Origin of the sequence: Microbacterium wangyouchuni (assembly GCF_051546305.1) — a bacterium.
In the GTDB taxonomy this organism is placed as follows: Bacteria; Actinomycetota; Actinomycetes; order Actinomycetales; family Microbacteriaceae; genus Microbacterium.
In genome coordinates, this window is record NZ_JBPTMA010000004.1 from 184,749 (window position 1) to 198,405 (window position 13,657).

The 13,657-nt window shown below is 63.6% G+C and carries 14 protein-coding genes; 11 read left to right on the plus strand and 3 right to left on the minus strand.

Annotated elements, in window-relative coordinates:
• Positions 1-112 precede the first annotated feature (112 nt).
• The 8 genes from ACSS7Z_RS10030 to ACSS7Z_RS10065 all read left to right on the plus strand — a co-directional run bounded on the left by ACSS7Z_RS10030 (position 113) and on the right by ACSS7Z_RS10065 (position 8,741).
• Positions 113-880 (plus strand): YebC/PmpR family DNA-binding transcriptional regulator, encoded by a 768-nt coding sequence (locus tag ACSS7Z_RS10030; RefSeq protein WP_438254509.1) that lies wholly within the window; start codon positions 113-115, stop codon positions 878-880.
• A gap of 57 nt (positions 881-937) precedes the next feature.
• On the plus strand, positions 938-1,519 hold the full coding sequence (ruvC, locus tag ACSS7Z_RS10035; RefSeq protein WP_438254511.1) for a crossover junction endodeoxyribonuclease RuvC: 582 nt from the start codon (positions 938-940) through the stop codon (positions 1,517-1,519).
• Between the two features lie 9 nt (positions 1,520-1,528).
• The gene (ruvA, locus tag ACSS7Z_RS10040; protein WP_438254512.1) at positions 1,529-2,149 is read left to right on the plus strand and encodes a Holliday junction branch migration protein RuvA; all 621 of its coding nucleotides are present in this window, start codon (positions 1,529-1,531) and stop codon (positions 2,147-2,149) included.
• Positions 2,142-3,185 (plus strand): Holliday junction branch migration DNA helicase RuvB, encoded by a 1,044-nt coding sequence (gene ruvB, locus ACSS7Z_RS10045; protein ID WP_438254514.1) that lies wholly within the window; start codon positions 2,142-2,144, stop codon positions 3,183-3,185. Before ruvA ends, ruvB begins: the two co-directional genes overlap by 8 nt.
• Positions 3,186-3,256: 71 nt before the next feature.
• Complete coding sequence (locus ACSS7Z_RS10050) at positions 3,257-3,658, plus strand: preprotein translocase subunit YajC (RefSeq protein WP_438254515.1); 402 nt, start codon at positions 3,257-3,259, stop codon at positions 3,656-3,658.
• A 43-nt stretch (positions 3,659-3,701) separates the two neighbouring features.
• On the plus strand, positions 3,702-5,432 hold the full coding sequence (gene secD / locus ACSS7Z_RS10055; protein ID WP_438254517.1) for a protein translocase subunit SecD: 1,731 nt from the start codon (positions 3,702-3,704) through the stop codon (positions 5,430-5,432).
• Positions 5,432-6,421, plus strand: a complete 990-nt coding sequence (gene secF, locus ACSS7Z_RS10060) for a protein translocase subunit SecF (protein ID WP_438254518.1) — start codon at positions 5,432-5,434, stop codon at positions 6,419-6,421. The genes secD and secF overlap by 1 nt, the downstream gene beginning before the upstream one ends.
• Positions 6,422-6,491: 70 nt before the next feature.
• Positions 6,492-8,741: a RelA/SpoT family protein gene (locus tag ACSS7Z_RS10065; protein ID WP_438254520.1), complete on the plus strand. Its 2,250-nt coding sequence runs from the start codon at positions 6,492-6,494 to the stop codon at positions 8,739-8,741.
• Here the strand turns inward: ACSS7Z_RS10065 and ACSS7Z_RS10070 are convergent.
• The 3 genes from ACSS7Z_RS10070 to ACSS7Z_RS10080 all read right to left on the minus strand — a co-directional run bounded on the left by ACSS7Z_RS10070 (position 8,711) and on the right by ACSS7Z_RS10080 (position 11,106).
• Complete coding sequence (locus tag ACSS7Z_RS10070; RefSeq protein ID WP_438254521.1) at positions 8,711-9,289, minus strand: type IV toxin-antitoxin system AbiEi family antitoxin; 579 nt, start codon at positions 9,287-9,289, stop codon at positions 8,711-8,713. The genes ACSS7Z_RS10065 and ACSS7Z_RS10070 overlap by 31 nt on opposite strands.
• 50 nt (positions 9,290-9,339) lie before the next feature.
• On the minus strand, positions 9,340-10,704 hold the full coding sequence (locus ACSS7Z_RS10075; protein WP_438254523.1) for a DUF349 domain-containing protein: 1,365 nt from the start codon (positions 10,702-10,704) through the stop codon (positions 9,340-9,342).
• 114 nt (positions 10,705-10,818) lie between these two features.
• Complete coding sequence (locus tag ACSS7Z_RS10080; RefSeq protein ID WP_438254524.1) at positions 10,819-11,106, minus strand: hypothetical protein; 288 nt, start codon at positions 11,104-11,106, stop codon at positions 10,819-10,821.
• A gap of 97 nt (positions 11,107-11,203) precedes the next feature.
• Here ACSS7Z_RS10080 and ACSS7Z_RS10085 point away from each other — a divergent pair, with 97 nt between their 5' ends.
• The 3 genes from ACSS7Z_RS10085 to ACSS7Z_RS10095 all read left to right on the plus strand — a co-directional run bounded on the left by ACSS7Z_RS10085 (position 11,204) and on the right by ACSS7Z_RS10095 (position 13,630).
• Positions 11,204-12,532 (plus strand): replication-associated recombination protein A, encoded by a 1,329-nt coding sequence (locus ACSS7Z_RS10085; RefSeq protein WP_438254525.1) that lies wholly within the window; start codon positions 11,204-11,206, stop codon positions 12,530-12,532.
• Between the two features lie 161 nt (positions 12,533-12,693).
• Positions 12,694-13,323, plus strand: coding sequence for a 30S ribosomal protein S4 (gene rpsD, locus ACSS7Z_RS10090; protein WP_438254526.1), 630 nt, complete (start codon positions 12,694-12,696; stop codon positions 13,321-13,323).
• 118 nt (positions 13,324-13,441) lie between these two features.
• Complete coding sequence (locus ACSS7Z_RS10095; protein WP_438254527.1) at positions 13,442-13,630, plus strand: hypothetical protein; 189 nt, start codon at positions 13,442-13,444, stop codon at positions 13,628-13,630.
• Positions 13,631-13,657: the final 27 nt, after the last annotated feature.

The following is a 13,657-nucleotide window of genomic DNA, read 5'->3' on the forward strand; positions in this document are numbered from 1 at the left end:
AGACGGTCCCGCGGACCGTCTCGGTGGGGGCGTTCCCACACGTCACGACCAGATTCTTTAGAATGGACCATGCGCTGCGACGTCAGCAGAGCGAAACGAAGAGCGGAGAAACATGGCCGGGCACTCTAAATGGGCAACTACGAAGCACAAGAAGGCTGTCATCGACTCCCGTCGTGCGAAGTCGTGGGCAAAGCTCATCAAGAACATCGAAGTTGCGGCCAAGCTCGGTGGTGCCGACCTGGCTGGCAACCCGACGCTCTATGACGCGGTGCTCAAAGCGAAGAAGATGTCGGTCCCGAAGGACAACATCGACCGTGCCGTCAAACGCGGCGCCGGTATCGGTGGCGAAGCGATCGAATACACCTCGATCATGTACGAAGGCTACGGTCCCAACGGCGTCGCACTCATGATCGAGTGTCTGACCGATAACAAGAACCGTGCAGCCGCTGAGGTGCGTACGGCGCTCACCCGCAACGGTGGCACCCTCGCCGACCCGGGCAGCGTCGCCTACAATTTCACCCGCAAGGGCCTCATCGTTGTCGGTGCGGAAGACACGACCGAAGATGCCGTGATGGAAGCGGTCCTGGAAGCCGGTGCTGAAGAGATCGAGCCGCACGGCGACGGCTTCGGCGTCATCACCGAGGCAACGGATCTGGTCTCCGTGCGCACCGCCTTGCAGGAAGCCGGTATCGACTACGACTCGGCTGATGTGGAGTTCATCCCGAACCTCAAGGTCGAGATCGATGCTGCGACCGCTCGCAAGATCTTCCGCCTCATCGATGCACTCGAAGACAGCGAAGACGTGCAGAACGTGTACAGCAACTTCGACCTCACCGCTGAAGTGCAGGCCGAACTCGAGGAAGACAGCGACGAGGACTGACCTGCCTTCACAGCGCGCCGCTGAAGCCGTCGCTCCTCGGGCACCTAGCCTGGGGGAGTGACGGCTTCTTCTTTGCGCGTGCTCGGTATCGACCCGGGACTGACCCGGTGCGGCATCGGCGTCGTCGACGTGGACCGCGCACGCCGAGGAACCCTCGTGCATGTCGGGGTGATACGAACGGCGCCGGATGCTCCGATCGGCGAACGACTGGCCGGAGTTGCCGCCGGCATCCGAGAGGTTCTCAACGAACATCAGCCGGATGCCGTAGCCGTCGAGCGGGTGTTCGCACAGCACAACAGCCACACGGTGATGGGCACGGCGCAGGCCAGCGGGGTGGCCCTGCTGATCGCCGCAGAGGCGGGCTTGCCCGCGGCGACCCACACCCCGAGTGAGGTAAAAGCGGCAGTCACCGGGTACGGATCGGCCGATAAGAAGCAGGTACAGGCGATGATCGCCCGTATCCTGCGGCTGGATGCCCCACCGCAACCCGCGGACGCGGCCGATGCCCTCGCCATCGCCCTGTGTCATGCGTGGCGGCGAGGCGGTGTTGCAGCGGCAGCTGGTGCGCTGACCCCGGCCCAGCAGGCCTGGGCCGATGCTGAGCGTGTCGCTCGAACATACATACGATCCGGCTCGTAGGCTGGGGAGATGATCTCCTCTCTGCACGGAACCGTGCTGGCCACCGGTGCGGACCATGTCGTCATCGAAGTTGGCGGGGTCGGATTCTTCGTGTTCGTGCCCGGAGACGTCGCTCACACCGCGCGCACTGGCGCTCAGCTGCGGTTGCACACGAGCCTCATCGTGCGCGAAGACGCTCTCACGCTGTTCGGCTTTGCCGAGCCGACGGAGCTGGAGGTCTTCGGACAATTGCTCAGTGTCACCGGTGTCGGTCCGAAATCTGCGTTGGGTGTGCTCGGACACCTCAGCGTCGATCAGATCGCTACGGCAGTCATCGACGACGATGACGCACCGTTCCGACGTGTCTCCGGTATCGGACCGAAGACGGCGAAGTTGATCGTCGTGCAGCTTGCCGGAAAGCTGCAGCCGCCGTCTCCTGCTGCCGCGTCCACCGCCCCTGGTGCTGTGGACATCACGGCCCAGGTGACCATCGCGCTGGTGGGTCTCGGCTGGTCGGAGAAGGTCGCGGCTGAGGCTGCCGAGGCCGCAGCTGCCGCTGCCAGCGAGTCTGACCGCGGCTCTGTCTCACTGCTGCTGCGCCAGGCACTTGCTGCGCTGGGGCCGGCCAAGGCGGGAGCAGCACGTGGCTGAGGAGAACTTCTCTGAGGGTCGCGATGCGGCCGAGCCGATCGACGAAACAGAGCTCGCCATCGAAGGTGCGCTGCGGCCGGAGAGCCTCGGCGAGTTCGTCGGGCAGCCGAAGGTGCGCGGACAGCTGCAACTGCTTCTAGACGCGGCACGCATCCAGAACCGGCCACCCGATCACATTCTGCTCGCCGGCCCTCCCGGGTTGGGTAAGACGACTCTCGCGATGATTGTCGCGTACGAGAGTGAACGTCCGCTCCGCCTTTCCAGCGGCCCCGCGATCCAGCACGCCGGCGACCTCGCGGCGCTGCTGTCCAGTCTCATTCCCGGGGAGGTGCTGTTCATCGACGAGATCCACCGGATGGCGCGCTCGGCGGAAGAGATGCTCTACCTCGCGATGGAAGACTTCCGCATCGACATCATGGTCGGGAAGGGCGCGGGCGCCACCAGCATCCCGCTGGATCTTGCGCCCTTCACGCTCGTCGGGGCCACGACGCGCTCTGGTCTGCTGCCGAATCCTTTACGCGACCGCTTCGGATTCACCGGTCATCTGGAGTTCTATGACGACGGTGACCTCGAGAAGGTGATCGCGCGCTCGTCGAGCGTTCTCGGTGTCGGGCTGCCTGACGACGCGCTGAATGAGATCGCTCGCCGATCCCGAGGTACCCCGCGAATCGCGAACAGGCTTCTGCGCCGGGTCCGCGACTACGCCCTTGTGCACGGAGATCACGGATCGGCATCGATTTCGGACGTCAACGCGGCGTTGGAACTCTACGACGTCGACCCGATCGGCCTCGACCGCCTCGACCGTGCTGTTCTCGACATGCTCGTGCGGCGCTTTCGCGGTGGTCCGGTAGGACTGAGCACGCTCGCCGTGGCCGTCGGTGAAGAGGCGGAGACCGTTGAGAGCGTGGTCGAGCCCTATCTCGTCCGAATCGGATTCCTCGGTCGAACGCCACGCGGACGCGTTGCGACTCCTGAGGCATACCAGCACCTCGGCCTTCAGCATCCGGAAACGGCGACATTGCTCAATGACCTATAATCGCTGGAGACTTCCCCCCGAACTCTCTGCGCGTCCACCGTTGGCGTGCGCACTTTGAAAGGCCCTGCCTGATGGAAATCATCCTCTTCGGCGTACTAGCCGTCCTGCTCGTCTTCATGTTCCTCAACACGCGCAAGCGCCAGAAGCAGATGAAGGCCGAACAGGAAGAGAAGGCCACGAAGACGGTTCCCGGCGTCAAGGTGCTGATGCAGGGTGGTCTCTACGGAACCATCGTCGCGTACGACCCTGAGGACCTGGACTCGCCGGCTCTCGTCGAGATTGCCCCGGGAACGGTCATCGAGGTACACAGCCAGGCGATCCTGCGCATCGTCGAGCCGAACGTGGTCGACGACCTCGAAGGCGAAGACCTCGGTGAGGTTGAAGATGAGGCCATTGCATCCGAGGCAGATCTTGCCGCCGAGACTCCTGAGGAGACCCGCGCCCGTCTGGATCGGGACTCCGACAGCAAGTAATTCGTCCGACCGCCTGACCGGCATCGTAGAAAGCTGAACATACGTGGCTTCGTCTTCTCCCGTCCGTCATGCCTGGAAGGTTCTGCTCAGCCTTCTGATCGTGACTGCTGCGCTGTTCGGCGTGAACGCAATCGGTGTCTATGGCTTTGAAAAGAGCTCGTGGACACCTGAGCTCGCGCTTGATCTTCAGGGCGGCACACAGATAGTCCTGAGTGCCGTCACTGAGGACGGTGCCAATCCCACGCAGGAGCAGCTCGATCAGGCTGCGGCGATCATCCGCCAACGCGTCAACGCGTCTGGTGTGACAGAGGCCGACATCACGACCGAGGGCGGACGCAACATTGTTGTGCAGATCCCCGGTGTCGCTGATGAGGAGACGCGCGCGCGTATCGAAGCGAGCGCGCAGCTCGAGTTCCGCTCCGTGATCTTCTTCGGAAGCCCCGCGACCGAGTTCGTCGGAGAAGACGGCAACGCAACGCCGTACCCGGCCCCGGACCCGACTGCGAACGCGATCCCCACGCCGGAGCCGACCGACGGCAGCGATATGGCCTGGGTGACGGAGAAGCTCCAAGCCGAGTTCCTCGCCTACGACTGCGCGAACCCCGACAACGAGTCTGCCGATACACCTGCGGACCAGCCCCTGATCACCTGTGACGACCTCGGTCAGGCCAAGTACATCCTCGGACCGACCGAGCTCACCGGCGATGCGATCGATGATGCCACCAGCGGTCGCGACCAGCGCAACGGTGCATGGACGGTCAACCTCACCCTCGATTCGCAGGGTGCCAAGACCTTCGGCGAGATCAGCCAGCGCCTCTACCAGAACCAGCTCGCCGGCCTCACCCCGCGCGACCAGTTCGCCTTCGTTCTCGATGGCAAGGTCATCTCCGCTCCGCAGATGAACGGTGTGATCCTCGACGGCAAGCCCAGCATCTCCGGCTCGTTCACGCAGGAGAGCGCTGAAGCTCTCGCGGATCAGCTGAAGTACGGTGCGCTGCCGCTGAGCTTCACCACCGAGAGTGCGTCGAGTGTTTCGGCGACGCTGGGTTCGCAGCAGCTCATGATCGGTCTTATCGCCGGACTCATCGGTCTTGCGCTGGTGGCTGTGTACTCGTTGCTCAGTTACCGAGCACTCGGCGCGGTGATCATTGCATCCATCGCGGTCATGGGCGTGTTGACCTACATCATCGTCTGCATCCTGGCCTGGCGCCTCGGCTTCCGCCTGTCGCTGGCCGGCGTGGCAGGTCTGATCGTGTCGATCGGTTTCGTCGCTGACTCGTTCATCGTCTACTTCGAACGAATACGAGATGAGCTGCGCGACGGCAAATCCATCACGAATGCGGTGGAGGACGGCTGGGGACGCGCCAAGCGCACGATTTACATCTCCAAGTCGATCAACATCCTGGCCGCAGTCGTGCTGTACATCCTGGCTGACTCCACGGTGAAGGGCTTTGCCTTCACCCTGGGACTCACGACGATCATCGACATCTTCATCTTCGTCATCTTCACGCACCCGGTGATGCAGATCCTGGCGCGCACCAAGTTCTTCGGAGGCGGGCACAAGCTCTCCGGCCTTGACCCCGACGCGCTGGGGGCGGTTTACCACGCCCGCTCGCAGTATCGGACTGTCGAGCCTGTGCGCGGTGGACGAGCAGGAAAGATCAACCGTTCTCGAAACGAGGCTGAGCGCCGGCAGACCATTGCGGAGCGCAAACGTGCCGAAGCCCTCATCGGAAACAGTCATACCAACGCCGGAAGCGAGGGAGAGCGCTGATGGCCTCCATGAATGAATTCGGCAACAACCTGTACACGGGAAAGACCTCTTTCCCGTTCGTCGGCAAGCGCCGTCTGTGGTTCATCATCGCGATCGCACTGATCGTGGCATCCGCCCTTGTGCCGTTGCTGCGCCCTGTGCAGTTCTCGATCGAGTTCACTGGCGGGTCGCAGTTCACGGTCGTCGCGCCCGAGTCGACTGATCAGGCCAAGGCATCCGACGCCGTGCAGTCGGTCGTGCCGAATGCCGCCGTCAAGGTCGCCATCGTCGGTGAGAGCGACGTGCGCGTGCAGACGGATCAGATGACGCAGAGCGAGACTCTCGCCGTGGCGCAGGCGCTGGCTGACCAGTATCAGGTGGATGCTGACGAGGTGAACACATCGTTCATCGGCCCGCAGTGGGGGGAGAACGTCACACGACAGTCGCTCTGGGGCCTGGTGGTGTTCCTGATTCTGACGTTCCTGATTCTCGCGGTGTACTTCCGCACGTGGAAGATGTCGGCCGCTGCCATCATTGGTCTGCTCGATGTGCTCGTGATCACCGTGGGCATCTATGCACTGGCCGGGTTCGAGATCTCGCCCGCGGCCGTCATCGGGTTCCTCACGATCCTGGCGTACTCGTTGTATGACACGACGGTGGTGTTCGACAAGATTCGAGAAAACACCACGGAGGACGGCGAAAACTCCTCACGCACCTTCGGAGAATCGGTGAACCTCGCGGTGAACCAGACGCTGGTGCGCTCGATCAACACTTCGATCGTCGCAGCGCTCCCCGTCGGCGCGATTCTGTTCATCGGAGCGTTCTGGCTCGGGGCGGAGACGCTGACCGATATTTCGCTGTCGATCTTCGTGGGCATCATCGTCGCGACGTACTCCACGCTGTTCGTTGCAGCACCGCTGTACTCGCTGTTCCGGGAGAAAGAACCGGACATCATCGAGCGCGACAAGCGCGTGCTCGAGCTGCGTGAACGGGCCGCCGCTGACGCCTGAACGCGTAATCGTTCGAGCGCAGCCGATGTGCTGGCACACGCGTAAGATGTTCTGACCCGGAGGTGAAGTGATGGCGGAGGCGAACGCGTCGACGCAGGGATCGAGTTTGAGAAGACTCGTGCCCCGAATCTTCTCGCGTGCGCCCCGGGTCAACGATCTCGACAACCTGATCCGCACGGTTCGGGCCAGCCACCCTAAGGGTGACCTGGCGATCATCACGCAGGCCTACAACGTCGCGAAGCAAAAGCACGAGGGTCAGAAGCGGCAAAGCGGTGAGCCATACATCACCCACCCGCTCGCCGTCGCCCAGATCCTGGCCGAGATGGGGCTGGGGCCACGAGCCATTGCGGCAGCGCTGCTTCATGACACCGTCGAAGACACCGGGTATGCGCTGTCTGAACTGACGGAGACCTTCGGTGACGAAGTCGCCATGCTCGTGGATGGCGTCACCAAGCTCGACAAGGTCAAGTACGGCGAAAGCGCGCAGGCCGAAACAGTCCGCAAGATGATCGTCGCAATGTCGAAAGACCTGCGTGTTCTGCTCATCAAACTCGCCGACCGGCTCCACAACGCACGTACCTGGGGCTTCGTTCCACCCGAGAAGGCGGAGAAGAAGGCCAGAGAGACGCTGGAGATCTACGCGCCCCTTGCTAACCGCCTCGGTATCCAGACGATAAAGTCCGAGCTCGAAGACCTCTCGTTCGCTGTTTTGCACCCCAAGATCTATGTCGAGATCAACAGTCTCATCGCGCAGCGCACCCCGCAGCGGGAGAAGTATCTGAAGCAGGTCATCGAATCGATCAATGAGGACCTGCACGACCTCCGTATCCGCGGCAAAGTGGGCGGACGACCGAAACAGCTGTACTCGGTGTACCAGAAGATGGTTGTGCGCGGACGGGAGTTCGATGACATCTACGACCTCATCGGGATCCGGGTGCTCGTAGGCTCCGTGCGTGACTGCTACGCGGTTCTCGGTGCTATTCACGCACGCTGGACGCCGCTGCCCGGCCGGTTCAAGGACTACATCGCGACGCCGAAGTTCAATCTCTACCAGTCACTGCACACCACGGTGATCGGCCCGAGCGGCCGTACGGTGGAGATTCAGATCCGCACGCACGAGATGCACCAGCAAGCGGAATTCGGTGTTGCCGCACACTGGATGTACAAAGAGCGGATGGCCGGTGGCAAGCCCGGTACCGTGCCGACCGACACCGATATGACCTGGCTTGCGCACATCTCGGACTGGCAAGCAGAAACCGCGGATCCGAGCGAGTTCCTCGACTCGCTGCGCTTCGAAATCGGTGCGAAGGAAGTCTACGTGTTCACGCCGAAGGGGCGGGTGATCGGGCTGCCTGCCGGCGCGACACCGGTCGACTTCGCCTACGCCGTGCACACCGAGATCGGCCACCGCACAATGGGTGCGAAGGTCAACGGCCGGCTCGTCCCGCTGGAGACCGAGGTCAAAAGCGGCGACGTCATTGAAGTGTTCACCTCGAAGAACCCGGACGCCAGTCCGAGCCAGGACTGGCTGAGCTTCGTCAAGAGCACCCGTGCCCGCAACAAGATTCGCGGCTGGTTCACGAAGGAACGTCGCGAAGAAGCCATTGAGCAGGGCAAGGAATCCATCGCACGGTCGATGCGCCGGCAGAACCTGCCGCTGCAACGGCTGATGGGTCAGGACTCGTTCGCCCAGGTCGCTCAGCAGTTGCATTACGAAGACGTCGACGCGCTGTACGCCGCCGTCGGTGAGGGCCACGTCTCCACGCAGTCCGTGCTGGAGAAGGTTACTTCCCTCACCGCGGCGAACGACACCGGTACCGGGGCGATCACGATTCCGGGCCGTCCGCACCTGCGCGAACCGCGCGCGGGCGATTCCGGCATCCTCGTCCGCGGCGCGGACGACATTCTCGTGAAGCTCGCCAAGTGCTGCACGCCGGTTCCCGGTGACGAGATCGTCGGCTTCGTGACCCGCGGCAGTGGTGTCTCAGTTCATCGCGTCGACTGTGCCAACGTGAAAGCCCTCGGTGCCGAGCAGGAACGTTTCGTCGAGGTGTCTTGGGCACCAACGACCAAGAGCGTGTTCCGCGTTCAGATCCAGGTCGAAGCGCTGGATCGGGCTGCACTGCTCTCCGACGTCACCCGGGTGCTCAGCGAGCACCATGTGAACATCCTGTCTGCGACCGTGAACACGAACGACAGTCGCTTGGCGATCAGCCGTTTCGTATTCGAGATGGGCGACTCCGTGCACTTGGATCGTGTACTCAACGCCGTGCGTCGCATCGACGCGGTTTACGACGTGTACCGCGTCACCACGTCCTGATGCGCTGACTCCAGGAGGTCGTTCAGCCGTCGCAGGGCCGAACGTTTGCCGGGTACTCTCGAACGCGTCTCGAGGCAGTCGATGGCGACGGCTACGAGATGCGGTTGCTGTTGCGCCACCAGAAGCAGCCAGGCGCGGCTCTCGGTGTCTTTCTCTGCGCGGATCGCGAGGTCCGTCAGCGTCCGCAGCGGCGTTGTCACCAGTGTCGACGAGATCAGCTGCACGTCCTCCTCAGGAAGTTGCACCTGGTGGACGACCACATCTCGGTGCGGCGCTACCCGGTGACGACGCATCGACGTGCGCTGAATATGGTGGCGAAGCGGAGCGCGACTGCCGATGCCCTGGAGCCAGGCTGCGGTCGTGCCGCTGGCCGCATAACCGGGGGAGAGGATCGGTGCCAGCGCCGTGACGCGAGCATCCGCATCCTCCGGGATGTCGGCGGGCATATAGGCATCGTCGATCTCGAACAGCAGACCATCCAGGCGCGCAGAGCACAGTTCCGGCTGGGACAGCAATGCCCCGGGTCGATACAGCAGCAGCGGGTTCACACTTTCAGTGTGCCGTGCTGACGCCGTTCCCGGGGCAGCTGTGGATAAGATCAGCCTTCGAGAGCGCTCAACCACGCCTTACGTGCTTCGAGTGCTTCGGTGGCTTCCTTGAGCGCCTTTGCATCTCCAGCCTTCTCGGCGGCGTCGCGCTCTGCCTCCAGCTTGGTGATGGTGTCCAGCAGCTGCTGGCTCATGTCGTTGGCGCGCGCCTTGGTCTCCGGGTTGTTGCGCTTCCAGTCGACCTCTTCGCGTGACTTCAACGACTGCTCGACGGTGCGGAGCTTGTCATCGAGTGCACGCTCCTTCTCGCGAGGGAAGACGCGCCCGATCTCGTCCCACTGGCGCTGAATGCGTGTCAGCAGCGCACGAGCCTGCTTGATGTTCGACTCATCAGCGACAGCCTTCGCTTCATCCAGCAGGGCGTTCTTGGCCTCGATCTTCGGCGCGGACTCGGCTTCTTCCGCGGCCGACTGCTCGGCACGAGCCGCATACAGTGCGTCGCCTGCGGCCTTGAAACGCGCCCACAGCGCGTCATCGGCCTTTCGGCCGGCGCGGCCGGACGCCTTCCACTCGTCGAGAAGATTGCGATACGCGGGGATGCCGTCGACGCCCTTCGGCGCGAGGGCTTCCGCACGCTCGATCAGCTGATTCTTCTCGCTGCGAGCATGCTTGTGGGTCTCATCGAGCTCTGCGTAGAAACTGCGACGGCTCTTGTCAACGACGGAGCGTGCGTCGCGGAATCGCTTCCACAGCTGCTGCGAGATGCCCTTCGGAAGGCGCGGTCCGCTCTGCTGCTGCGCCTGCCAGGTATCGAAGAGCGCGGTCACTTCGGCGGTGACCTGCTTCCACTGCACCTTCGAGAGGTCGCGGGCTGCGATCTGCTCGATGGCGTCGACGAGCAGGGTTCGCTCGGCGATCGCGGCGTCGACAAGAGCCTTCGCCTGCTGGGCCTCGGCCTCGCTGGCCTCAGCCAGCGTGCCGGTGAGAGTGTCGAGACGCTCCCGCAGCGACGCCAGGTCGCCGACGGCAGCGGCCCCGGTGACGTCGTCCACCAGGCGCTTCGCCTGTGTGGTCAGATCGCTCGCGGAGGCCCCGCCGGCCTGGTGACGCTGTTCGAGCGTGTGCACCTTGAATGCCAGATCGTCGAACTTGCGCACGTAGTAGGCGAGTGCTTCATCACTCGTGCCGTCCGGGTACTGCCCGACGACGCGCCATTCATCACCTTCACGTACCTCAACGGTGCCGTCTTCGGCGACGCGGCCGAAGTTCGCAGAGTCAGCAGAGGCGACGGGCGCCACGGGAACCACAGGTGCGGCGGGCGCGGCGGCTGCCGGTGCCGGCATGCGCGGCGGCGTCGGAACGCGCGGCGGTGTGGGGACCGGTGGAGTCGGCGTCGAAGGTTCGGTGGCAGACACGATGTGCTCCTTGCGCGGTCAGCCCGCGTGAGGGGGAAGGGACGTTGATCAGCCTAGTACGCGCAGCGGCGGTCTTGATGGCACCGTTCCGTCCGGGAGGTCACGGACCTGCGACTATTCGGCAGGTGCTTCGGTGAAGAACAGGTCGGAGAAGGGATTCTCCAGTGGTGTCGGCGAAGATGTCTCCGTCGGATCCGGCTCGGGAGCAGTCACAGCAGCATGCACGGACTGGCTGGCGATGGCCGCCACGATGATGAGCCCACCGGTGACGCCTGCGATGGTGTTGTCGCGGATACGGCGGGTGATCTGCCCGTCATACCACGTCGTGCGAGCGGCATACAGGCGCGCACGCTCGGTCTCGGCGCGTGAGCGCTTGGCGTTCTTGGATCCGCGGCCGGCCATCGTTTTCCTCCCTGTGGCGCCTCGCCTGGGCACCGCTGTGAGCCTACCGCGATTGCCACGGTGCGCCGGAGTCAGAGGGGCGCATTAGCCTGGAGGCATGACATCCGCGCCACTACTCTCGGGACAGACGCCCCTTGCCGTGCGGATGCGTCCGGTCTCCCTCGACGAGGTGGCCGGTCAGCAGCATCTTCTGCGGGCCGGCTCGCCGATCGTGGCGCTCGCTGACCCCGAAGCATCCGCTCCCGGGGCTGTATCGATCATCCTGTGGGGGCCACCAGGCACCGGGAAAACCACCGTCGCGCAGGCGATCGCGCGTTCGTCCCGCCGGCGGTTCGTGGAACTTTCGGCGATCACTGCCGGCGTCAAAGACGTCCGAGAGGTGATGCAGGAGGCGATCACTCAGCGCGATCTCTATGGTCAGACCACGATCCTGTTCCTCGACGAGATCCACCGCTTCACCAAGGCTCAGCAGGATGCCCTGCTGCCCGGCGTCGAGAACGGCTGGGTTCTCCTGATCGCCGCCACCACCGAGAACCCGTCGTTCTCCGTGATCTCACCGCTGTTGTCCCGGTCATTGCTGCTGACGCTGCAACCGCTGACCGACGAAGACATCGGGGTGCTCATCGATAGAGCACTCTCGGATGCCCGCGGGCTCAACGGCACCGTCACCGCGGGCGACGACGCGCGGCGCGCACTGATACGTCTGGCCTCTGGTGACGCCAGACGAGCGCTGACCGGATTAGAAGCTGCCGCAGCCGTCGCGCTGTCGACAGCTGAAGACGCTTCCGTCCCCGAGATCACCGACGAAGACGTGGCGCAGGCGGTTGATCGTGCACTGTTGAGATATGACCGTCAGGGTGACGAGCACTATGACGTGATCAGCGCGTTCATCAAGTCGATTCGCGGCTCAGATCCGGATGCTGCGCTGCACTATCTCGCCCGCATGATCGAGGCGGGGGAGGACCCGCGTTTCATTGCCCGCCGGCTGGTGATCTCGGCAGCAGAAGATATCGGACTCGCCGACCCGCAGGGGCTGGTGATCGCCAACGCTGCTGCCGACGCTGTCGCGTTCATCGGGATGCCCGAGGGGCGGATCCCACTGGCAGAGGCAACCGTCTACCTGGCGACCACTGCGAAATCGAACGCGGCATACGCCGGTATCAACGCCGCGATCGCCGATGTGCGCGCCGGTAACTTCGGGCGTGTCCCCGCTCACCTGCGAGACGCCCACTACGCCGGAGCCAAGCGACTCGGCCACGGCAAGGGATATCGCTACCCGCACGACAACGAGTTCGGCATCGTGCCTCAGCAGTATCTGCCTGATGAACTTGACGGACGTCAGTATTACCAACCGAAGCCTCTCGGCGCCGAGCGCGACATCTCATCGCGGCTTGAACGCATCCGGCGCATCCTCGGCGATCGCTGAGAAGCCGTCTGCTAAGCTGAATCGGCTCGAAACCGTGTTTTCGGGCATCTCTTCGTTCACACCCACCTTTTCTGCGCCCCGACGTGCGCACGAAGGCAGAACGCAGAAGATACGTCCGTGAGATGTGAAAGTCACGTCCACGTCATCGGAAGGAATACTTCGTGGTTACGAAGTCCCAGGACCGCCGCAAGGTCCGCCTGTCCCGTGCCCTCGGCATCCCGCTGACGCCGAAGGCTGCCCGTTACCTCGAGAAGCGTCCCTACGCTCCCGGTGAGCACGGCCGCACCAAGCGCAAGACCGACAGTGACTACGCCGTTCGTCTGCGTGAGAAGCAGCGTCTTCGCGAGCAGTACGGTATCCGCGAGAAGCAGCTGCGCATCGCGTTCAACGAGGCTCGTCGCGTTGATGGCCTGACCGGTGAGAACCTTGTCGAGCTCCTCGAGATGCGTCTTGACGCTCTCGTGCTGCGTTCGGGCTTCGCCCGCACCACCGCACAGGCTCGCCAGATGGTTGTGCACCGTCACATCCTCGTCGACGGCCAGCTCGTCGACCGCCCGTCGTTCCGCGTGAAGCCGGGTCAGCTCATCCACGTCAAGGCCAAGAGCGAGGGCACCGAGCCCTTCCAGGTCGCAGCAGCCGGCGGCCACGCCGAGGTCCTGCCTCCCGTTCCTGGTTACCTTGAGGTCGAGCTCGACAAGCTTCAGGCTCGCCTGGTTCGTCGTCCGAAGCGCGCTGAGGTCCCCGTGACCTGTGAAGTGCAGCTCGTCGTCGAGTACTACGCAGCTCGCTGATTCACTGACTGGTCCCTGACTGGTCAAACCAAGAGGCGTCGGGATTCCCGACGCCTCTTGTCGTTTCCGCATACGATGGAGGCACCGCGTTTTGCGGGCTGAGGGCGAGGAAGAACACATGAAGAAGCTGTCGTGGTTCCTGATCGGTGTGATCGGCGGGTTCGTAGCTGCCCACTTCATGAACAAAGATCCGCGCGGACACGTCCTTCTGGCCGATGTTGACGCGCGCATCAGCGAGTTCACCGCGATCCTCAGCGATTCGTACCGCGAGCAGCAGGCTCGACTGGTCGATTCCGCCGACAACTGATCATCCGCGCCGGTCGCAGCACTCTGT